Raw genomic sequence first — 21813 nt, 5'->3', positions numbered from 1 at the left:
CCGGGCCGCTCGCGGCGCCCGTCAGGCGCGCCAGCATGCGATTCGGCCGCGCCGGGGGCGGCGACCCGGATACGAGGACCGCCACGACGCCAAGGACGCTGAGCGAGCCGAGGCTCGGAGTCTCTACTTCGGAGGCATCCCCGTGACCTCCTGACGGCGGAGGGTCACGGTACGCTCGACGACGTCGGACGCGGAGAGCTGCAGGAAGATCGACTCGTCGAACCAGCCGGACCTGGACACCACGACGACCTGCATCCCCCGAGGGAGCTCGATGCTGAGCGGCGTCGTGCCGAGCATGCTGCCGTTCCAGCTCACGTTCGCGTCCGCGGGCTCGCTCCGGATCGTGACCTTGGCCTTCGCCACGTTGGGCTCGACCACCTGCTCGACCGGGGAATCGGGAGGAGGCTGCGTCGACACGACAGGATCCACCGGCTCCGCCGGTCCCCCGCGGAGCATCGCGACGGCCCCCACGGCCAGCAGCGCCGCCACGCCGAGCGCGGAGGCGAGATACCCGCGCTGCCGCCACGACGAGACGCGCCCCACCGTCGCGCCCAGGCTGTCGGGGTCGACGGCCGCAGGCTCGTACTGGTGGTTCGCGGGGCTGCTGTGATCGGTGAGCACGGGCAGCGACGCCGCGGTCGCGGAGGGCCACATGGAGCGGTTCATCCCCATGACCATCGACGCGCGCGGGAACTCGCCGACCATCGAGGCGCGCTGGATGTCGCCCGCGACGTCCAGCGAGGTCAGGTACTCGAACTGCGCGGTGACCTGCTGGCGCACGAGCGCCCTGCTCTCCGCGAACATCTGGAGCACGTGCGCGCCGAGCTGCTCGGTGCGGACGTCCTCGCCCGAGGCCCGCAGGTGGCTCTCCAGCGCGTCGCCCATCTCCTGCGCGGTGGAGAACCGTTGCGCAGGGTCCCGCTGGAGCGCCCGGGCCACGATCTCGTCGAGCGCCGGATCGATGTCCGGAACGACGGCGGAGAGCCGCGGGATCTCCCGCGTGAGCAGCTGGTGCATCACGGCGACATGGTCGCCGTCGAAGAGCCGCCGCATCGCCAGGAGCTCCCAGAGCACGATGCCGATCGCGAAGATGTCGGCCCGCCGGTCGACGTCGGAGCTCGCCATCGCCTGCTCGGGCGCGGCGTACGCCATCTTGCCCTTGAACGTCCCACTCTCGGTGTGCGCAGCGTTCAGGGACGCCTTCGCGACGCCGAAATCGACGATCTTTACCGCGCCGTCGTACGTGATGAAGATGTTGTGCGGCGAGACGTCGCGGTGCACGACGCCGAGCAGGCGGCCGTCGAAATCCGTGAGCTCATGCGCGTAGTGCAGCCCGCGCAGCGCCTCGACGATGATCCTGACCCACACCGCGCGCGAGAAGCTCGCGGCGCCGGGACAGCCGCTGACCACCGCCCTCACGATGTCCTTGAGCGGCTGCCCCTCGAGGTACTCCATCACGATGAAGTACCCGCCGCTCTCGCCCCCGATCTCGTAGGTCTGGACGACGTTCGGGTGGTTGAGCCGGGCCGAGAGCTTGGCCTCGTCCAGGAACATCAGGACGTAGCGCGGGTCCTCCGCCATCCCGACGCGGAGACACTTCACAACAACGAGCTTGTTGAACGACCCGGGCCCGCGGGAAACGGCGAGGAACACATCCGCCATTCCCCCACGGCCTAATTTTGCAACCAGGCGGTATCGACCAAGCAAGCTATTGCTCGCTTGCTTGTTCGTCGAGATGGTTTGGCCGCCTGCATTCACGACATCCCCCGCTATAAGAGCTTAATTACCCCGTTGACCCCGAGTTTGCAAAGACTTTTATGTTTGGAAACACTCCGCGCACCTCCCGGAACACCTCCCGGACGCGTGGCGCGCCGCTCCATCGTTCGCCGCCACACCGTGGCATTCTTGCGCAGCGCTCCATCGCGGCCGCGCAAACCCGGTCGAGGCAGCGGATGTCAGGGTCCTAACGAAGTGGATCGAATGTGAGCGGCTCATGTGTGGTCGTGCTCACAGTGCGGCTATGTCATCTCGCCCGCCGCTCGGCAACGGCTTCGTTGTACAACAGCAGCATCACGACCCGGAACGCAAGGGGCCTGGTCGCTCCTCGGCGCGATCGGCTTCCGCCGGCGGGGCGCCGGCGAGCCCGGAGAGCGCGTCTCCGTAATCCAGCCTACGTGCTCTTGGTCGATCGCCTCGGACACCGGCAGTCTCGTCGCTCGCCGACGCCCAATGCGCTGAGCGAGCGCGCAACATCCGCCCAGCGCGGAGTCGCCTCCGCGCTGTCCCGGTCGTTCGTGGGAGGGTTTTACCAGGGGTCCTGCGTCCAGAACCTGCGCACGACCTCGAGCGTGGCGTCGAGCTGCTCGAAGTGGGGGAGGCCCCGCGTGGGCGCGACGCGGGCGACCTCGACGCGCGCGTTCCGCTGCTGGAGGTCGCCGAGGCGCTCGAAGCGCGAATACGGGTCTTGATCGTGGACGATCAGGGTGGGGACCGGGAGGCGCGCATACAGGCGCTCGAACGCGTCCTCCGTGAACAGGGCGCCCGAGATGAACGCGAGGGGCGCGCGGTGGGCGCCAGGCTCCTTCGACGTGCGGATGGCGTAGTCGACGAGGCCCGGATCCGGGGCGCCGACGAAGCTCTTCTTCAGGAACCAGCGAATGCTCGGCGGCGAGGCCAGCATGCGATAAAGCGCCCCGGCGACCGGAGGGACGTGCGCGATCGTCCGGAGGACGGCGCTCGCGCCGGGCGCCTCGCGGCCGAGCCCCGTCGGCGAGACGAGCACGAGGCTGTGCACGAGGCTCATCTCCTCGCAGGCGACGGCGGCGACGAACTCCGACGAGAGGGAGAGCGCGATGACGTCGGCGCCGCCAGGCTCGCGGACCACGTCCGTGAGGAAACGGCGCACCGCGGCGCGATAGAGCTCGCGATCGTAGGCGCGGTCCGCGCGCTCCGAGAGGCCGAAGCCCGGGAGATCGAGCGCATAGACGGGCCGCTCCCCGCGGAGCGCATCGAACAGGGGGGCCATCTCCTTGGACGAGGCGGCCGCGTCGACGCCGTGCAGCAGCACCACGGGGCGCCCCGTTGCGCGCGTGTCCACGTAATAGGCGAGGCGCCCGGCGCTCCACGTGTCGACGTGCCGGATCTCCGCGTCGAGCGCCGCCGCGAGGGGCGCGCGCTCCAGGCGACGGAGCGCGGTCGGCACGAAGCGGATACGATCGACGACCCCATCGAGGCTCATCGCGCGCGCTGCCATCACGTCCCCTCCACGGGGGGCATCCCCTCGTCGTCCGCGCGCTCGATATCGGCGATGCTCGCGGTCCTCGGAGCCGGCCGCGCCTCGGCGCCGCCAGCGGCGGCCTGTCGATGCTGGCCAGCCTGGCCAGCATCCCGGCGCCCGTCGCGCTCTCCGCGCTCGGCCTGGTCCGAGACCTCCTGCGCGGCGCGCACCAGCCGCTCCAGGCGCTCTTCCTCCAGGTGATGGCGAGCCCCCTCCGGACCACCGTGACGATCCTCGAAGCGGTGGTGCCCGTTCCCGGCATGGCCATGGGACACCGTGCGATCAGGTCGAACTGTCATGCTCAGCTCCTTCCGCACGGGGTCAAAGCACGGATCGTGCCCCTGCGAAGCGCAGATCCAGAGATGATCGCGGGGCCGCGAGCGGGCTGAACAGGGGCAAAGACGCCCCGAGTGTGACCTTTTGCCTCGTTCGATCCCGGCGAAGCGCGGGTCAAGGGCCTTGTCACGAACGGATGAAACAGGGGTTTTCCACGATCGGTCCGGCGGACAAGATCGCCAGTCGAACTCGTTATTTCATGTCCGCCGGCGCGGAACGTCCGCACGTCCTGGAAGGTCTGGCGCGCGCAGCGTGGGGCGGCCGATCGGCGGCCGCGCCGCGCTGGAGGCCGCGGGGAGCTGCCCGGCCGCGATCCCCGGGCGCCGGAGCTCAGCCCGCGACGTCGAGCTTCCGGCCGGCGGGCTTGTTGATGTCGGCGAAGAAATCGTTGCCCTTGTCGTCCACCACGATGAAGGCGGGGAAATCTTCGACCTCGATCTTCCAGACCGCCTCCATGCCGAGCTCGGGGTACTCGAGCACCTCGACCTTCTTGATGCAGTCCTTGGCGAGGCGCGCGGCCGGACCGCCGATCGAGCCGAGGTAGAAGCCGCCGTGCTTCTTGCACGCCGCGGTGACCGCGGGCGAGCGGTTGCCCTTGGCGAGCATGACGTAGCTGCCGCCGTGCGCCTGGAAGAGGTCGACGTACGCGTCCATCCGGCCGGCCGTGGTGGGCCCGAACGAGCCGGAGGCATAGCCCGCCGGCGTCTTCGCGGGCCCCGCGTAGTAGACCATGAACTCCTGCATGTAGCTCGGCATGCCCTCGCCGCGATCGAGGCGCTCCTTGATCTTCGCGTGCGCGATGTCGCGCGCGACGATCATCGGCCCGGTCAGCGAGAGCCGCGTCCGGATCGGGTACTTCGCGAGCTCGGCGCGGATCTCGCGCATGGGGCGGCGGAGGTCGATCTTCACGACCTCGCCCTCGAGATCCGCGTCCGTGGTGTCGGGCAGGTACTTCGCGGGATCGGCCTCGAGCTGCTCGAGGAAGATGCCCTCGCGCGTGATCTTGCCGAGCGCCTGCCGGTCCGCGGAGCACGAGACCGCGATGCCCACCGGGCACGAGGCGCCGTGCCGCGGCAGGCGGATGACCCGCACGTCATGGCAGAAGTACTTGCCCCCGAACTGGGCGCCGATCCCGGTCCGCTGCGCGATCTCGAGGACCTTCTGCTCGAGATCGCGGTCGCGGAAGCCGCGGCCGCGCGCGTTGCCCTCGGCCGGGAGCGTGTCGAGGTAGCGCGCCGAGGCGAGCTTCGCGACCTTGAGCGTGTGCTCGGCCGAGGTGCCGCCGACGACGATGGCGAGGTGGTACGGCGGGCACGCCGCCGTGCCGAGCGCGCGGATCTTGGCCTCGACGAAGGAGAGCAGGCTCTCGGGGTTCAGGAGCGCCTTGGTCTCCTGGTAGAGATAGCTCTTGTTCGCGGAGCCGCCGCCCTTCGCCATGAACAGGAATTTGTAGGCGTCGCCGTCCGTCGCGAAGATCTCGATCTGCGCAGGGAGGTTGTCGTTCGTGTTGACCTCCTTGTACATGTCGAGCGGCGCGAGCTGCGAGTAGCGGAGGTTCTGCGCGCGGTAGGTCTCGAAGACGCCGCGCGCGATGGCCGCCTCGTCGCCGCCGCCCGTGAAGACGAGCTGGCCCTTCTTGCCCATGACGATCGCCGTGCCGGTGTCCTGGCACGACGGGAGCACGCCCCCCGCGGCGATGCTCGCGTTCTTGAGGAGCTCGAGCGCGACGAACCGATCGTTCGACGAGGCCTCGGGATCGCCGAGGATGCGCGCGAGCTGCGCGAGGTGGCCGGGCCGGAGGAGGTGGGCGATGTCGCGCATGGCCTCGCGCGCGAGCAGGGTGAGCCCCTCCGGCTCGACCTTGAGGAAGGTCGAGCCGGCGGCCTCGAAGGTGGAGACATGGTCGCGGCTGACGAGGCGGTACGGCGTCTCGTCATGGCCGATGGGCAGCATGTCCTGGTACTGGAATTCGGTCATCGTTCGGGTCTCCGGGGGCGGGAGGCTGCGGGTCCCCCTTCTTTGCATGGCTCCGGCCCCGGGCTCAACACCCACCCAGCGCCGGCCGCCTCACGCGGGCAGCGAGCGCTCCACGCCGTCGAGGAGGGCCGAGATCGACCGCAGGAGCGGCGCCCGGGCGCTCCGCAGGAAGAAGTGCCCGCCGGGGAACATCTCGACCCGGAAGGCCCCGCTCGTGTGCTCCCGCCAGGCTTCCAGGTCGGCGCGGCTCGCGCGCTCGTCGTCGAGGCCGCCGAAGGCGGAGATCGGGCAGTCGAGCGGGCGCTCGGGGACGAACGGCTCGACCTCGTTGACCGCCACGTCCGCGCGGAGGGTGGGCAGGAAGAGCGCCAGGAGCTCCGGCTCGCGCAGCACCTCGTCGGGCGTGCCGCCCATGCGGCGGATCTGCTCCAGGAACGCGTGATCGGACAGGCCGTGGAGCGGCGCCGGGCCGGGCAGGTGGGGCGCGCGCCGGCCCGACAGGAGGAGGTGGCGCGGCAGGGGCGCGCCCCTCCGGCGCAGCTCGCGCGCGAGCTCGAAGCTCACCAGCGCGCCGAGGCTGTGGCCGTAGAAGGCGAACGGCTTCTCGAGCCAGCGCTCGATCCCGGTGGCGAGGGCCTGGACGAGCGGGGTGAGGCGATCGAAGGGCGGCTCGCTCAGGCGCGCCTCCCGGCCGGGGAGCTTGATCGCGCAGAGCTCGGTGTGCGCGGGGAGCTCGCGCCACCAGGCGCTGTATATCGATGAGCCGCCGCCCGCGTAGGGAAAGCAGAAGAGGCGAAGCCGGGCGCCGGGGTTCGGCCGCGGGCAGCCGACCCACGTGTCGGAGATTGAGCTCGTGGTCATCGTGCGGCGCTCAGCGTAGCTCGCCGCCGCCGCGCCCGCCCCCTACCATTTGCTGCCGAGGGCGACGCGGATGGTGGCGACCTTCCCCTGGTTCAGGCCGAAGCCGAGATCGTCGTCCAGCGCGACCAGCGCGCCGACCCGGGTGAAGGAGCCCTTCACGAGCGGCTCCCAGTCGATGAACGGCTCCGCCGCCAGCTGGGCGGAGTTGCTCGAGGAGAGGGGGAACGCGGCCTGGAGGCGCATGCCGATGCCGAAGTTGCCGAACGGGCGAAACGCGATCTCGTTGCCCTGCTCGATGACGGTCTTCGTGAAATCCCCTTCACGGGTCGGCAGGAAGAACTGAGTCGCGACGTCGTGGGTGAGGAACAGGATCTTCCCGAAGTGGATCTCGGTCCCCACGCGCGCCCGGAGGGCCCAGTGTCCGAGCAGCACGCGCTGCGCGTCGAAGTAGGCCCGCGCGGGGAAATTCGCCACCGCCGCGACCTCGAGGCGCGAGCCCGGGTGCGGATGGAGCGGGATCGTCAGGCTCATGCCGCCGAACAGCGCGAGGTTCGGCAGCGCGTTGCCAGCGTAATGCAGGCCGAACGTCGGGTTGCCGAAGAAGAAATGGCTGTGCTCGCCTTCGCTCCAGAATCGCTTGCCGAACAGGTCCGTGTCCTGGCGGCCCGAGACGTCGCCGTAGACGAACGGTATCTCCGCGTCGAGGTGGAGCCCCGCGACGATCTTGTACTGCGCGGTGGCGGTGATGGCGATGCCGAGCCGATCGGACTCCTCGAGCCTGACCTCGTCCGGGCCCGGGAGCACGTCGACGACCTGCTCCTGGTACGATGAGCTGAGGACGTCGACCTCGAACCCGAACCGGCCTCCCTGGCTCTTCGCCCAACGCTCCTTCGTCTTGTCCGTGACGGGCTGCCGCGACGCCGGCGGCTCCTGCGCCAGCGCGGGCGTGGCCAGGGAGAGCATGAGGAACAGGGTGCCAAGAGAGGCTTTGGTCGTGCTCACCTGGTGTCTCCCATCTCGTTCTCGACGCGCGGGCGCTGCGGGCGATGAACCACCTTGTCGCACTGTGCCGCCGCATCGCACGGGCGAGGCCCCATGACCGCGGCGCTCGCTCGGATCAATGCAGCCCGAGCGCCCTGGATGCAAGCTTTTTGACCGCCGCGACCCTGCGACGCCCTGCGTCGCGCGGCCCCGCCGGAGCGCGCGCGACGCGGCGCCGGCGGGGCGCCGCGGGGCGCCGCGGGGCGCCGCCAGCGCGGCGTCGCGCGGCCGCCGGCGCGGGGCGCCCGGATCACTGCGGCTCGCAGTAGCCGAAGTTGCACTTCGGCGCGTCGGACGGGCAGTCCGCGTCGCTGTCGCAAGGCGCGCAGTCGGCGCCGCCGCCGGCGACGGCGTCGAAGTAACACCAGCACGAGCGCGTCGGCATGAACGACGCGAGCGGCCCCATCTCCTCCGTGCGCCGCACCCGCATGGCGCACTCGGGGACGACGTCGTGCTGCGCCTCGAGCTTGATGAGATCGAGCCCCGCGGGCGGCTGCTTCCTGCCGGTGAGATAGTCGATCACCAGCGCCGCGCCGTCGCTCAACGGAGCTCCGGTGTTGATGCTCACGTGGGTGAGGAAGTGGAGAGGCCCCCAGATCGCGTAATGGCCGTCTCTGACATTGCGCTTGTCGCGCTTCAGAGGATCGGAGTCGGGGTAATAGCCGCAGCGCTGGTCGTAGTGCTGGTAAGCGAGCACCTTGAGCAGCGAGGCGCTCTCGCTCGCCACGTTGGCGCCGAGGACGCCGATCGTGCGCTCCGCGTCCGTCGAGAACGCGACGCTGCTCCTCATGTCGTCGCTCGACGCCGTGGGCGCCCCGAGCCAGCGCGACGCCGGGACGCGGATCGCCGCCGCCATCATCTGCTGCGTGCCGGAGCCGGCGTTGCGCTGGAAGATGAACCGCTCGTCGACCCAGGGCGCGACGCCGGAGCCCTGGCCGAACCCGTACACGAAGTACGCGGCCTCGGCGCTGATCGACGCCTGCGTCGACGCGTTGGGGACGACGAAGGTCATCGGCTGGATGGGGCCGGTGAAGTCGCTGATCGTGCTCGAGGTCGTGAAGGCGGCGTCGCAGGTCGTCGCGAACACGTCGGAGACCGCGACGTCGATCGGGCTCCCGTCCGGATCGGCGTCGCAGAGGCGCTCGGTGTCCGCGTCCCAGGTGCTCAGGCCGGCGCCCGTGAGCGGCGCGCCCCCGAAGAAGGCGGCGACCCCGGAGCACGAGCCCTGCCCTTGATAGACGATCGAGATGGGGGGCGTCGACGCGCTGAGCACCTTCGCGAGCTCGGCGAGGAACGGCTTCACCGCGCTCGATCCGGTGACGTAGACCGGGAAGGGCAGCGAGGAGCACGGCACGGCCTGCTGCGCCGCCGAGGGCGACGCGACGGCCAAGGCGGCGCCGAACAGCGCCGCAGCAGGCAAGAGGATCGGGCAAGACCGGAACATCCCGTCGCGCATCATCGTCGGTTCGCGTCCGCGGCGTGGGTCAGCGACCCCCGCTCGCGCCTGGCTCCGGCAGCGGGGGGAGCCCGCCGTCGCGGAGGTTCGTGAGCCTCGCGTCGTCGAACGGCCGGCACGCCGCGTCGGTGCACGCGTTGAGGAGCTGCTCGTTCGTCGTCGGCGCGCAGCTGTAACAGCCGTCGTCGCCGTCGCACCCGGCCGGCGGGACGCCGTCCGCGGGCACGCAGACGCGCCCGCCCGGGTCGCAGCGGGCGCCGGGGAACCGCGCGCAGTCGGCGTCCGTCGCGCACTGCCGATCCCGCCGCTCGACGAGCACCGAGCACGAGGCGAGCGCGGCGAGCGCGAGCGCCGCGCAGAGGCGGGCGCGGAGCGCGCGCGAAGGCGGCCGCGTGAGGCTCCGCTTTCGCGCGCTGGAGGGCTGCCGTTGCATGGCGCGCGCGGCCCTAGAAGGCGCCGAGGAGCCGGAGGGACGACGGAGCGACCGCGGCCCGGATCGAGGGCGACGCGGCGCGGGCTCCGCCGGGTCGCTCCGGGCCGCCGGCGACGGTGAGGTAGAGCGCGACCCCGCCGACGACCACGGCGGCGCCCGCGAGCAGATCGGCGGTGAGCGCGAGCGTCGCGGTCCGGGTGCGCGCGCGCTCGATCGCGCGGGGGTCGCCCGGGAAGGCGCCGAGCTCGGCGTCGAGATCGCTCGACGCGCCGAGCGCGAGGACCCCGGTGACCGCCGCGCCCGCGGCGAGGGCGCCGGTCGCGATCCAGGGCAGGACGGGCGCGGCCCGCTCCCGGCGAGGAGCGCGGTCGGCCACGGCGCCGGGCCGCCCCGGCGGCGGGGGCGCGGCGACGCGGGGGCCGGCGCTCGCGGCCGGATGGGCCGGCGCGTCGGGGATCTCGATCCGGAGCTCGACGTGATCGCCGCCGGCCACGTCGATGATCCGCGTGACGGCCGGGCGGCCCGCCGCCGTGGCGACGACGCGCCGCCGCCCGGCGCTCAGCAGCACCGGCTCGGCGAGCGGGGTCCTGCCCACCGGGACGTCGTCGACGGCGATCTCCACGTCGGGCGCCGAGGTCGAGAGCGCGACGGTCGCGACGCGGCCCCGCAGCACGGCGATGTCCCGCTCGACCGCGGCCCGCCGGTCGGCCGCGATCTGCGCGCCGCCGTCGGCCAGGTACCGCTCGAAGGCGCGCAGCGCGCAGGCGTAGTCCCTGAGCTGGTAACACGCCCCCGCGACGTTGTAGAGCACCTGGTACGCGGGCGCGAGCGCGTAGGCGCGGCGGAACTCCATGAGCGCGGCGCCGTAGTCGGCCTCCTTGTAGAGCTCGACGCCGCGCCGGAAGCGCGCGTCGGCCTCGGCGGTCTCGTCGGCGGGCCGGGCGAGCGCGCCGCCCGGAAGACCGGAGACGAGCGCCGCGGCGGCGAGGGCGAGGGCGCGCGAGGTCGTCATGGGGCGTAGGGGCTCTCCAGGTCGATGCCGCGCCCCGGCTTCTCGCCGCCGCGCGGCGCGGCGGGCGGCGGCGTCGCGGCCGGCGCGGGGGTCGAGGCGGGCGCGATCGCCGGCGTGCTCCGGGCGATCGGCGCCGGCTTTCCTCGAGGCGCGCCCGGATCGCGCTCCAGCGCGAGCTTCACGACGAGATCGCTCTTCGCCGCGATCGTCTCCTCCTGCGGCAGGAAACCCGGCGCCTCGGCGCGGACGACGTGCTCGCGCCCGTCCTTGACGAGCTGGCCCTGGTGATCGCCGCGCGACAGCGGCGCTCCGTCGAGGAACAGCCGCGCCTCCGCGGGCGAGACGCGGACCACGAGGCGCACCTCCTCTTGCGGCGGGGCCGGCTGCGGAGGAGGCGCGTCCGCGGGAGGAGCGGTGAGCGCCTCGAGGGGCCCGGCCGGCGCCGTGCGAGGCGGCGGACGCAGGATGCCGGCCGTCACGACGCCCGCGGCGAGGAGGAAGGCGATCGCGATCGCGGCGAGCCGCCGGCTCGAGCGCGAGGCGCGCTCGCCGCGCGCGGTTTGCCCGGTTCGCCGGGTCTGCCCCGTCTCGGTCGAGCTCACCGCGGGCGGCGTCGAGATCGCGTCCGAGGGGCTGAACGCCGCGGGGGCCGTCAAGGTCGGCGTCATCGACACCGGACCGGCGCCGATCTTCGGCAGGTCCGAGAGCGCGACCTTCCCGTAGCTGCCCGACCAGCGCACGTCGCGCAGCTGCTCCTCGACGAGCTGCTGGATCCGCGCGCGGTCGTCCGCGAACCGGCTCGCCACGAACGCGCCGACCTCGCGCGCGCTCATCCCGTGGTGATGCTCGCGCAGCCAGCGCTCGAGCTCCGCGTGCAGCTCGGCCGCGGTGGCGTAGCGGTCGCCGGGCGCGTGCGCGAGCGCCTTGTGGCAGATCCGCTCGAGCTCTGGATCGACGTCCGGCGCGGCCACGCGCAGGTCCGGGAGCTCGCCAAGGCCGAGCCGCCCGAGGATGGCGAGGTCGTTGTAGCCCTTCCACATGCGCCGCCGCGCGATCGCCTCCCAGAGGATCACGCCGACGGAGAAGACGTCGGAGCGCCGGTCCACGCGCTCGCCGCGCGATTGCTCCGGCGACATGTAGGCGACCTTGCCCTTGAGCATGCCGGCGCGCGTCTCGGACAGCGAGTCGGCCGCCTTCGCGATCCCGAAGTCGACCACTTTGATGACGCCGTCGTAGGTGACGAAGATGTTTTGCGGGCTCACGTCGCGGTGGACCACGTGAATGGGCGTGCCGTCGAAATCGCGCAGCTCGTGCGCGTAATGGAGCCCGGCGAGCGCGTCGGTCAGGACCCGCACCTGGACGGGGAGCGACAGATCGGCCAGCCCCACGCGGACGCGGAGCTGGCTGAGCGGCTGGCCGTCGAGGTACTCCATGGCGATGAAGAGCCGCTCGCCGTCCTCGCCCACCTCGTACGTCTGCACGACGTTGGGGTGATTGAGCCGGGCCGCGAGCCGCGCCTCGTCGAGGAACATGGCGAGGATCTCGGCGTCCTCGCACAGCTCGGCCCGCGCCCGCTTGAGGACGACCAGCTTGTTGAAGCCGGCCGGCCCCCGGGCGACCGCGAGGCAGACGTCGGCCATCCCGCCCCTGCCGATCTCGGCGATCGGGCGGTACTTGCGCCAACCTTGGGGATCGCTGGGAGCGCTCATTCGACCTAGGCCGGCTCCATCCCCGAGGGGAAAGCCAGGCCCGAGGATGCGCTCAACCTGTTACTTGCACGCAAACGGCGGGTGACGTTCGCGCGAACGCCGCCGCGCGAGGCGCGGGCTCGCCTCGCCGCGCTCGCGGGCGGTCAGCGCTGGCCGCGCGCCGGGCCGGACCGGTGTTCTAGCCGCGCGTCGCGCCGGACCGGCGCTCTAGCCGCGCGGCGAGGTCGCGCCGCTCCTGCGACTCCGCGCCTCCCCGCGCGCGCAGCGCGAGCGCGAGCACGCGCGGGAGGTCGAGCGCCTCGCCGCGCGCGCGCATCTCCGAATACGATCGCTCGTAATCGCGGGGCACCCGCAGCGACCAGTTGTGATCGCCGATCGTCCCGGGAGCATTGTAGATGTCCTTCACCCCGAGCAGATCGGAGAAGAAGACCATCACGTTCGACGCCTGGCTCGCGAAGAGGTCGGCGAACTTGGCCTGCGCGAGCGCGCGCGGATCGGACGCGAGCGCGCGCGCCATCGCGCCCTCCTCGGCCGGCGAGGGCGCGAGCCGGCCGGCGAGGTACGCGGCCTGCCGCTCGAGCGCGGAGGAGCGCGCCCACGCGTCGAGGAGCCGCCAGAGCGGCGGCGTGTCGTGCGTGCCCACCATGATCCAGTCGGAGGGCGCGGCGTTCTCGCTGCGATAGACGTCCTTCGGGTTGTCGAGATCGGCCTTCTGCGTGACCCGGAAGCGCCCGAGCCCGTGCCGCTCAAGGACCGCCTTGAGCGGGTACGGGAGCGTGCTCAGGACCTCGCACACGATGTCGGTGGTGGCGCGGCCGCGCGCCTCCGCGCAGCTCGCGATGGTGTCGAAGATCACGCTGTATCGCCCCACCTGCTCCGGCGTCAGCGCGGAGACCCAGTCGTCCGCGTACCGGGGCACGGCGCGGTTCAGCTGGGCGGGGGAGACGATCGCATAGCGGGCGAGCAGCGGGTGGTCCGGCAGGTCGGGCGACGAGAAGAGGCGCGCCCCGCCCTGGACCGCGCGCAGCGGATCGGGGGCGTCGGCGGCGTAGACCCACGGGCAGACGAGGCCGTGCGGGTGATCGAGGCGCACCCCGTCGAACTCGTCGAACATCTTCTCCATCCGCGCGCGCAGGAGGGCGAGCGCGCCGGAGGAGCCGTCCGCGTACTGCGCCGGATCCAGGACAGGGTAATTCCACACCTGACCTTCCGGGTTGGTGCGGCTCGGCGGCGCCCCCATCAGATAGCCCTTCAGGAAGACCGATTGATGCGCCCAGGCGTCCTGAGGCGAATAGCCGATCTGCAGATCGCCATAGAGCTTGAGCCCGAGCTCGCCCGTCACCGCCCGGAGCGCCGCGTGCTGCTCGTGCGCGAGGAGCTGGCAGAAGGCGTAGAGCTCGAGCTCGTCGCGGTACCGATCGAGGAGCTCTCGCCTGCGCTCCTCGCAGGCGACCACCTCGCCAGGGCCGGGCGCGAAGAGGCGGCGATCCAGCGCCGGCTCGCCCGACCAGCCGTGAAACCAGCCGCTCTGGTGCTCCTCGCAGAGGGGGCCGTAGAGCCCGTCGCGCTCGAGCCACGCCGCGTTCCGCTTCCTGAACGCGTCGAGCCGCTCGGCGAGGGCGCCGAGCTCGCCGCGCCGCCGCCGGTCGACGAACGACGCGTACGCCTCGCGCAGCGCGGCGCGCTGCGCGCGGTAGGCATAGCGGTGCAGCGCGCGCCCCTCGCTGCCGGCCGGCCTCTCGGCCACGATCCTCCGCACCGACTCGGGGCGCAGGAGCGCGCCGAAGGGGCCGTCCTCCGCGAGCCGGGCGAGCGCGATCGACAGCGTGCTCCGCGAGAAGATGGTGCCGTCGTACGGGGACGCGTTGTCGGCCGAGGTCTCCCCCTGCGGCCCGAGCTGGATGCCGTTGAACCCGAGATCGCGCGCGAACCGGAGGAATCGGCGCCCGCCCTCGCTGTACGGGGACCCGCGCCCCGTGTCCTCGTCGTCGTCCGACGGAAAGCTCGGATCGTGGATCGCGAGCACCAGGTTGCGGATGCCCAAGAGCTGCAATGCGGCCCTGACGAGCCCCCGCTCGTCCTCGTCCGCGCGAGCCTGGGCCCCTGCCACGTCGCCCCTGTCGTTCCCGGCGTCCTTCATCGCGGTAGGTATAGCGATGAAGGGATCGGCCCGCCAAGACGCGAAATCATGGACAGATCGGCCTCGGTGGTTGGATGAAATCGATGTCCGGCGAAACCCGAGGACGGCTGTCAGGCCCCGAGCCGCGTGCCCGCCGCGACTCCGGTGGTCGCGCCCGCGGCCTCCGCCGCCGGGAGCGTGAAGAAGAACGTGCTCCCCTCGCCCACCTTGCTCTCGACCCAGATCCGCCCGCCGTGCACCTCGACGAGCGCCTTCGCGATCGAGAGGCCGAGCCCCGTGCCCTTGTGCGCGGTCTCCTTCGCCTGCCAGTAACGCTCGAAGATCCTCGCCCGCTGGTCCTCCGGGATGCCCGGGCCGGTGTCGCGCACCGACACGCGCACCTCCCTGCCCCACGGCTCGGCGCGGATCGCGACCTCGCCGCCGGCGGGCGTGAACTTGATCGCGTTGCCGACGAGGTTCGCGATCACCTGCAGGATCCGCTCGCGATCGCAGAGCGCCCGTTCGACGCCGAGCTCGACGCCGAGCTCCAGGCGCAGCGACTTCTCCGCCGCCTCCTCGCGCAGGAGCTCCAGGGCGTCGCCCAGGAGGACGGCGACGTCGTGCGGCACCGGCTGGACCGAGATGTGGCCGCCTTCGAGCCTCGCCAGGTCGAGCAGATCGCGGATGAGGCGGTTCATGCGATCGGCCGACTTCTGGATGCGCTCGACCGGGCGACGCAGCTCGGCCGCCTCGTCCGAGCTCGGCAGCTTCCGGCGCAGGAGGCTCGTGTTCATGACGATGGTCGCGAGCGGGCTCTTGAGATCGTGCGACACCACCGCGACGAGCTCCTCCCGCGCCCGGATCGCCCGCTGCGCGCTCTCGTAGAGCCGCGCGTTGTCGATCGCCAGCGCGGCCCGCCGCCCGAGATCCTCCGCGAGCGCGCGGTCCTCCACGCCGTAGGGCAGATCGTCGCGGCCCGAGGCGATGGTGAGCACGCCGAGCATCGTGCCGCGCGTGACGAGCGGCACGGAGATGTAGCGCTGGAGGCCGAGCTCCCGGAGGAGCGCCTCGCTGGCGGACACCGGCGGCTCGCCGTCGTACGCGGCGCGCTCGCCATCGGGGGCGGGCGCGCCGGCCATCTCGCAGAGCACCGCCTCGCCCGTCTGCAGCACGCGCGAGACGCCGGCCGGGAGGACCGAGTCCATCGGCGTCTGGCCCTGCAAGAGGCGCGCGAGCTCGCTCTTCTGGGGGTCGGCGTGGACGACGACCGCGCGCCGGAGCATCGCCTCGCGCTCGATGATGTCGACCATGCACCAGTCCGCGACGAACGGGACCGGCAGCCGCGCGACGCGGACCAGCGTGGCCTCGTAGTTGAGCGAGCTGGAGAGCAGCCGGCTCGCCTCCGAGAGGAACGCGGCGCGCCGCTGCGCCGCCTCCGCCGCCGCGCGCCCCGCCTCCGCGGCGGCGAGGTGCCGCGCCCGCTCGCGCTCGTTCTCGATCATGCGCGCGTAGAGCAGGCGGTGCACGAGCGCCGTGCGGAAGGTCGACGCGAGCCTGCGCATCATGCCCCGGTACCGCGGCGCGAACGGGGGCTCGCCCTCGAAGCACAGGATGAGGCCGGAGGCGCCGCTGTCGTCCTGCCCCTCCAGCGAGAAGTGCCACGTGACGAGCCCGGGCCGCGCGAGCTCCGGGTACGGCAAGCGGAGGCCCGCGCCCTCGCCCAGCGGCGCGCCGGCCGCGGCCGGCGAGCGCGGCGGGATGGGCAGCGCGCGCGAGCTCGCCGAGAGCCCCGCGGCGTCGAGGAGCCGCGGGGCGAGGGGCGTCGGCTCGACGAGCACGAGCACCGCGATGCAGCTCAGCCGCTCGGCGAGCCGCTCCAGGAAGATCGCCATCGACTGGCGGGGATCGAAGAGGTCGAGCGCGGCGACCGTGAGCTCCTGGAGGACGCTGAGCAGCGCCAGCCGCTCCTCCTGGATCTCGTGATCTTCGCCGCTCGCCATGACGGGGCTCCTGCCGCTCCGGGGCTCAGGCCCCCAGAGCGAGCACGACGGCGGTCTTGTTGTGGAACTGCGGCACCCCCCGGCCCAGCGTGCCCACCTCCCCGAACGTCAGGCAGCCCATCACCGGGACGCTCTGGCCGAGCTCGCTCTCGAAGGTGGTCAGCTCGTCGCGCACCGTATCGCCGAGCATCATGCACCGCGAGATGCAGTCGAACACGAAGGCGCCGGCGATCGGCCCGGAGACCGCGTCGCGGGCCGTGATCGCGGCCTCGCGCGCGGCGCCGACGAGGCCGATGGGGTCGCCCTCCATGACGCGGATGAGGCACCCGTCCGGGACCTCGCCGACGCAGTAGAGCCCGCCGGGCGAGATCACGCGCAGCGGGTCGCGGATGACGTGCTCGCCGTCGGCCTGCGGGATGCCGAGCGGGTGGGTCATGGCGAAGGTGGCGAAGCCGTCGAGGTTGACCTGGTGGCCCTTCGCCCGGGCGGTGCGCTGGTAGACCGAGAAGGCGCCCTCGTACTCGAGCTCCGCGAGGACCGTGCCCTCGGCGCGGGTGACCATCGTCGGCGGGCCATAGGGGCGGAAGCCGTGGCGGATGCCGGTCGCCATGCGCGCCGGCGAGTCGATCGCGACCACGACCACGCTGTCCGAGTAGGCGCGGCCGCCCGCGAACTGCGCGGTGCGCACGAAGCGGAGGTTGTCGCCCGCGCCGCCGCCGGCCCAGACGACGCCCGTGCCGCCGACCTCGACCGCGCCGCGCACGACGTCGGCCGCGTTGCCCGTGAGCGCGTCCGGCAGCACGATGAGCGCGCGGCTCCACCCCGCCGGAACGGACGGCGGGAACCCCTCGAGCGCCCGCGAGGCGGCGAGCACGCCGGCGCGCCGCCCGTCCTGGCTCACCGGCTGCGCGACCCCGATGCCGACGCGCACGGTCTCCGAGACGACGAGCCCCACGACGAGCCCCTGCCGGAGAAGGCGGCTGCCCGCGAAGACCCCGGCCGTACAGCACCCCGCCCACGGGACGCCGGGCAGCTCGCTCGTCGTGGCCGCGGCGAGCGCGTCAGCGTCGTATTGATCCGTCGACAGGACGAGCGCAAACGCGGGTCGCGCCGCGGAACCCCCGTGATCGAAGCGCGCCGACTCGCGGAGCGCCGCAGCCACGGCCTCCGAGGCAGCCTTCTTTGGATCCGCCGTGGAGCTCGCGCCGACAAATACCTGTGTCGCCATGTTCTCTTCCCCCCTCGGAATGTAGGCACTCGCGTTATACTGGAGATTCATCCGAACGTCACGGCGCGCATTCTCCTGTGATGTCGTCCGTACAGGGCGCTCCCGCTCGTCGAGCGACTCGCGATTTTCCCGGCGTGACAACCTCGAATGAAGCGCCGGGCAGAGCCACGGCGGGCCCGCGAGGAGGAGACCTGCTGGGGAGACAGAGGTGCCCGAGACCGAGGGAGCAGAATCCTTATCCTTCAATACGACCACGTCCCCTGCAAGCTCGTCGGGCACGGCGGACACACCCGAGTCGATTGCACAGAAGCAACCGAGGTCGCGCCGCGCGCGCCGGACAACGCAGCGCACCACGCGGGCAACGTGGATTGCAGACCACGCTCGACGTCGCCTTGATGCCCAAGGCGGAATTGCGGCACCTCGTAGGCACGGGAGAGCGACCGGGCGAGGTGTGCCCGCCCCCCGGCGGGGCGGTCAGCGCGGGATATCGGAGATAGGATGATCGGAACGGCTCAGGGATCCGCCCACAACAGCGCGTAGGTCAGGGGGTGCCAGAACCCGCCGCGTTCCGTCCCCGGAGCAGCCCCGATGGCCACGAGCACGAGCCCTTGACCGTCGGAGACGTCGTCCGCCGGCACATCGCTGTTCGCCAGGATCTCGCGCATCGACACCGAGGACGTCACCGTCGCCGAGAGCGGCTCGTAGGTCTCGATCTCGACCTCCTCGAGCGCGCCGAGGTCGCCGCGCGAGAGGCCGACGAACGGAGGGAACGGCGAGATCGCGCCGTACGAGAGGTCCTGCGCGACGGGCACCGCGCTCACGTCCGCGCGGCCGGGCGCGAGCCGCACGTTGACCGGCGGCGCCGCCGCGCTCGCATGGGCGACCTGCAAGCTCAGCCTGCCGAAGCTCGTCTGCCGCGACATGGCGACCGCCACGAGGCCGGCGGTCGGCGTGTCGGCCGTGTAGGCGTCCCCGCAGCCCTGCTTCTCCCTGGCGTGCGTGTGTCCCTCGCCGCCGAGGCAGCCGGTGGCGACGAGGAGGAGGCTCTTCTCCTCGGCGAACACCGGCGCCGGCACCACGGGGAGCCCCGCGGCGACGATCGGGGCGGCGGGCTCCGCGGCGAGCGCGAGGATCTCGGCGCAGTCGAGCCCCTCCGTCGCGCCGAGGTCGCCGGCGATCACGTGCGCGCGCACGCTCGCCCCCTCGGGGATCGCCGCGCCGAGCGGCTCGATCGCCCGGGAACGAGCGAAGCCGAGGCCCGCGCCTTCGCCCGGCCAGGGCGCCACGCCGGCGCCGGTGCCGTCGGGGTAGGCGAGGAAGCAGAAGCGGACCGCGTCGTGATCGGCGACGCCGTTCACCACGGTGAGCCTGGTCGGCCCCGGCGGCTCGACGACGCCGCCGCCGCCCGTTCCCGTGGTGGTCGCGCTGCTCGAGGCCGATCCCGGGCCGCCGCCGGCGCCGGACGTGCTCGCCGCGCTCGGCGGATCCCGGCCGAGGAGGTCGTGGTCCTGCGTGCAGCCGGGTCCGCCGAGCGCGGCGAGCAGGATCCCCCCGAAGCAGGCACAGCCGATCGAGACAACACGGTGCAGCACGCTGGGAGCTTACCGTGCTAGGCGGGGTCGATGCGGGTCCATCTCACCGCGACAGCCGCCGCCGCCGTCCGCCGCGGCCACCCGTGGGTGTACCGAGACGGCATCGCGGGCGGCGGCGGGCGCGCGACCGGCGCCGGGGATCGCCGGCGCGGGGAGCGCGCGCCTCGAGGTGGCGGCGGCGCCGCCGCGACGGGCGACGTGGTCGAGCTGTCGGCCGAGGGCGCGCCGTTCCTCGGGCGGGGGCTCTGGGACGCCGACTCGCCGATCGCCGTCCGCGTCTTCCAGCGCGCGCAGGCGCCGGCGCTCGACGAGCGCGCGATCGCGGAGCGGCTCGAGCGCGCCTTCGCCCTGCGCGACGGCTGGTTCGCCGGCCGCGACACGACGGCCTACCGCCTGTGCAACGGCGAGGGGGACCGGGTGCCCTCGCTGGTCATCGATCGGTACGATCGCGTCGCGGTGGTCCGCCTCGACGGCGGCATGCTCGCGCCGTGGCTCGACCGCCTGCTCCCGCACCTCGCCCGCGCGCTCGGCGCCCGCGGCGTGCGCTCGATCGGCCTGCGCGCGCGCGGGGAGGCCACGGGCGGGGACGCGGACGGCAAGAAGCTCGCGCACGTGCACGGGCCGCCGCTGCCGGATCGCCTCTTCGTGCGGGAGACGGGGGTCGCGATGGAGGTCGATCTCGCGCGCGGGCAGAAGACGGGGGCGTTCCTCGACCAGCGCGACAACCGCGCGCGGGTGCGCGCGCTCGCGGCCGGGCGCCGGCGCGTGCTCAACCTGTTCAGCTACGCGGGCGGCTTCTCGGTGGCCGCGGCGCTCGGCGGCGCGGGGCGGGTCACCTCGGTGGACTCGGCGCCGGCCGCGCACGCGACCGCGCAGCGCACGTTCCGCGAGAACGGCGTCGATCCCGCGGCGCACGACTTCGTGACGGCGGACGCGTTCGACTTCCTCGAGAAGGCCCGCGCCCGCGGCGACCGGTACGATCTCGTCATCTCCGACCCGCCGAGCTTCGCGCCGAGCGAGCGCGCCAAGCCGCGCGCGCTCGGCGCCTACCGGCGGCTGCACGCCGCGGTCGCGCGCGTGCTCGATCGCGGCGGCGTGCTGTGCGCGGCGTCGTGCTCGAGCCACATCACGGCGGAGGACTTCCTGGCGACGCTCGACGACGCCACCCTGGAGCGGGACGATCTGCGGGTGCGGGCGATCCACGGGCAGCCGGAGGATCACCCGACGCTGCCGGCGTGGTGGGAGGGGCGGTACCTCAAGTTCGTGGTGCTGGAGTGAGCGTCGAGGAGCGCCGGCGCGCCGGAAGCGGCGGAGACTTTCACGACCGGCAAGAGCTGCGGTCTTGCCGTGATCCTGTGTTGCGAATCCACCGAAGGGGAGATCCTGAGTCGTTCAGATAGGGAATCTCGGGGAGCCTCCACACGAGGTGCCTCGCTCCCTGCTCGCCCGCGCGCCCTCGCGCTATCCCCTCGCCGAGGCGCGCCGACCCAGCAGGAAGGCCGCCAGCGCCTCCGCCTTGGGCACGAGCGTCCCCACCTCGATGAGCTCGTCCTTCGTGTGAAAGCCGCTGCCCCGCGGCCCCAGGCCGTCGATGGACGGGATCCCGATCTCGGCCGTCGAGCTCGCGTCGGAGCCGCCGCCGATGAGCGGCGCCTCGGCGTCGCCGAGCCCCGCCGCCCGCGCGCAGGCCGCGTACTCCCGGTAAAGCGCCGCGCTCGCCTCGGTCCGCACGAGCGGCGACCGCGCGACCTCGCCGTCCACGCGCGCCGAGGTGCCAGGCACCTCGAGCGCCGCCTCGCGCGCCGCAGCGGCGAGCGCAGACAGGATCGCCTCGCCGTCCGCGAGGCTCACGAAGCGGAAATCGACCGCCGCCTCCGCCGCGTCGGGCACCGTGTTCCTCCCCTGCCCGCCGCTCACCTTGCCGACGTTGACCGTGACCCCACGCGCGTAGTCGGTGAGCCGCTGCGCGCGGTCGATGAAGCGGGCGAGCGCCCAGATGGCGTTCGCGCCCTGCTCGTGCGCGTTGCCGGCGTGCGCCGCTTTGCCCGTCGCCCGCGCCGTCGCTCCACCCGTGCCCCTGCGCGCGGTGATGATCCTGTCCCCCTCGCGCCCCGCCTCGAACACGAGCGCGCACGCCGCGCCCGCGAGCTCGCGCTGCAGCAGCGGACGCCCCTCGGGCGACCCGACCTCCTCGTCCGACACGATCGCGAGCCGCACCGGGATCTCCGCCAGCGCGCCGAGCCGCTCGAGCGCCCGGAGCGCCTCGATCGCCACCACCAGCCCGCCCTTCATGTCGAGCACGCCGGGCCCGCGCGCGAGCTCCCCGTCCAGGCGGAAGCCCTCGAAGACGCCCGGGGGAAACACCGTGTCGAGGTGCCCGACGAGGGCGACGTGCCCCGCCGGCGACGCCTTCGCCGCCTCGCTCTCCACCACCCAGTGCGCCGCGAACCGCGCGCTCGGGAACCGGCGCACGGACAGGCCGGGGATCGTCGCGAGCTCGTCGGCGAGGACCTCGCCCACCGCGTCGCCGCCGCGCGGGTTGTCCGTGAACGAGTTGAGGTTCACCAGCCGCTCGAGGAGCGCGAGCATCGGCGCCGCGCGGCTGGACAGCGCCTGTCGAAGGGCGTGGATCACCGCGCCAGCATGCCACGGAAGCCCGGGCGCCGCCGCGCCGCGGAGGCCGGGGCGTCGCAGCGCCGCGGAGGCCGGACGCCGCAGCGCCGCGGAAGCCAGGGCGCGCAGGGGACCGGCGACCTCTGCCCTGCCCGCTGC

The 21813-nt window shown here is 72.9% G+C and carries 16 protein-coding genes; 1 reads left to right on the top strand and 15 read right to left on the bottom strand.

The genetic code is table 11. From position 1 onward, the window contains the following. Positions 1-123: 123 nt before the first annotated feature. The 14 genes from WMF26_RS02880 to WMF26_RS02815 all read right to left on the bottom strand — a co-directional run bounded on the left by WMF26_RS02880 (position 124) and on the right by WMF26_RS02815 (position 19041). The gene (locus WMF26_RS02880) at positions 124-1758 is read right to left on the bottom strand and encodes a serine/threonine protein kinase (protein WP_437999061.1); all 1635 of its coding nucleotides are present in this window, start codon (positions 1756-1758) and stop codon (positions 124-126) included. A gap of 547 nt (positions 1759-2305) precedes the next feature. After that, positions 2306-3253, bottom strand: coding sequence for an alpha/beta fold hydrolase (locus WMF26_RS02875; protein WP_437999060.1), 948 nt, complete (start codon positions 3251-3253; stop codon positions 2306-2308). Then, a complete protein-coding gene (locus WMF26_RS02870; protein WP_437953863.1) occupies positions 3253-3576 on the bottom strand; it encodes a hypothetical protein in 324 nt (107 codons plus the stop codon). The genes WMF26_RS02875 and WMF26_RS02870 overlap by 1 nt, the downstream gene beginning before the upstream one ends. 367 nt (positions 3577-3943) lie before the next feature. Further along, positions 3944-5590 carry a fumarate hydratase gene (locus WMF26_RS02865; protein ID WP_437953862.1) on the bottom strand — a complete coding sequence of 549 codons (1647 nt, stop codon included), beginning with the start codon at positions 5588-5590 and terminating at the stop codon, positions 3944-3946. Between the two features lie 90 nt (positions 5591-5680). Further along, the gene (locus WMF26_RS02860; protein WP_437999059.1) at positions 5681-6451 is read right to left on the bottom strand and encodes a thioesterase II family protein; all 771 of its coding nucleotides are present in this window, start codon (positions 6449-6451) and stop codon (positions 5681-5683) included. Between the two features lie 42 nt (positions 6452-6493). Further along, positions 6494-7453 (bottom strand): hypothetical protein, encoded by a 960-nt coding sequence (locus WMF26_RS02855; protein ID WP_437953860.1) that lies wholly within the window; start codon positions 7451-7453, stop codon positions 6494-6496. A 289-nt stretch (positions 7454-7742) separates the two neighbouring features. Further along, positions 7743-8936, bottom strand: coding sequence for a hypothetical protein (locus WMF26_RS02850; protein ID WP_437999058.1), 1194 nt, complete (start codon positions 8934-8936; stop codon positions 7743-7745). Between the two features lie 40 nt (positions 8937-8976). After that, a complete protein-coding gene (locus WMF26_RS02845; RefSeq protein ID WP_437999057.1) occupies positions 8977-9381 on the bottom strand; it encodes a hypothetical protein in 405 nt (134 codons plus the stop codon). A gap of 13 nt (positions 9382-9394) precedes the next feature. Then, entirely contained in the window at positions 9395-10393 is a 999-nt protein-coding gene (locus tag WMF26_RS02840) for a hypothetical protein (RefSeq protein WP_437999056.1), read from the bottom strand. Further along, positions 10390-12102: a serine/threonine protein kinase gene (locus tag WMF26_RS02835; RefSeq protein WP_437999055.1), complete on the bottom strand. Its 1713-nt coding sequence runs from the start codon at positions 12100-12102 to the stop codon at positions 10390-10392. The genes WMF26_RS02840 and WMF26_RS02835 overlap by 4 nt, the downstream gene beginning before the upstream one ends. 178 nt (positions 12103-12280) lie before the next feature. Then, positions 12281-14242 (bottom strand): 4-alpha-glucanotransferase, encoded by a 1962-nt coding sequence (locus tag WMF26_RS02830; protein ID WP_437999054.1) that lies wholly within the window; start codon positions 14240-14242, stop codon positions 12281-12283. 110 nt (positions 14243-14352) lie between these two features. Further along, positions 14353-16221, bottom strand: a complete 1869-nt coding sequence (locus tag WMF26_RS02825; RefSeq protein WP_437335688.1) for a GAF domain-containing sensor histidine kinase — start codon at positions 16219-16221, stop codon at positions 14353-14355. 25 nt (positions 16222-16246) lie between these two features. Continuing rightward, on the bottom strand, positions 16247-17449 hold the full coding sequence (locus tag WMF26_RS02820) for an FIST signal transduction protein (RefSeq protein WP_437335687.1): 1203 nt from the start codon (positions 17447-17449) through the stop codon (positions 16247-16249). 512 nt (positions 17450-17961) lie between these two features. After that, a complete protein-coding gene (locus tag WMF26_RS02815) occupies positions 17962-19041 on the bottom strand; it encodes a hypothetical protein (RefSeq protein WP_061622101.1) in 1080 nt (359 codons plus the stop codon). A gap of 30 nt (positions 19042-19071) precedes the next feature. On the opposite strand from WMF26_RS02815, the gene WMF26_RS02810 reads away from it, so the two are divergent. Continuing rightward, entirely contained in the window at positions 19072-20319 is a 1248-nt protein-coding gene (locus WMF26_RS02810) for a class I SAM-dependent rRNA methyltransferase (RefSeq protein ID WP_437999053.1), read from the top strand. Positions 20320-20502: 183 nt separating this feature from the next. Here WMF26_RS02810 and WMF26_RS02805 read toward each other — a convergent pair whose 3' ends face one another. Next, complete coding sequence (locus WMF26_RS02805; protein WP_437999052.1) at positions 20503-21675, bottom strand: M20 family metallopeptidase; 1173 nt, start codon at positions 21673-21675, stop codon at positions 20503-20505. Positions 21676-21813 lie beyond the last annotated feature (138 nt).

This window comes from Sorangium sp. So ce185 (genome assembly GCF_051526825.1).
Classification (GTDB): domain Bacteria; phylum Myxococcota_A; class Polyangia; order Polyangiales; family Polyangiaceae; genus Sorangium; species Sorangium cellulosum_D.
The sequence above is the reverse complement of the archived record's forward strand: the minus strand, read 5'-3'. Positions and strand labels throughout refer to the sequence as shown.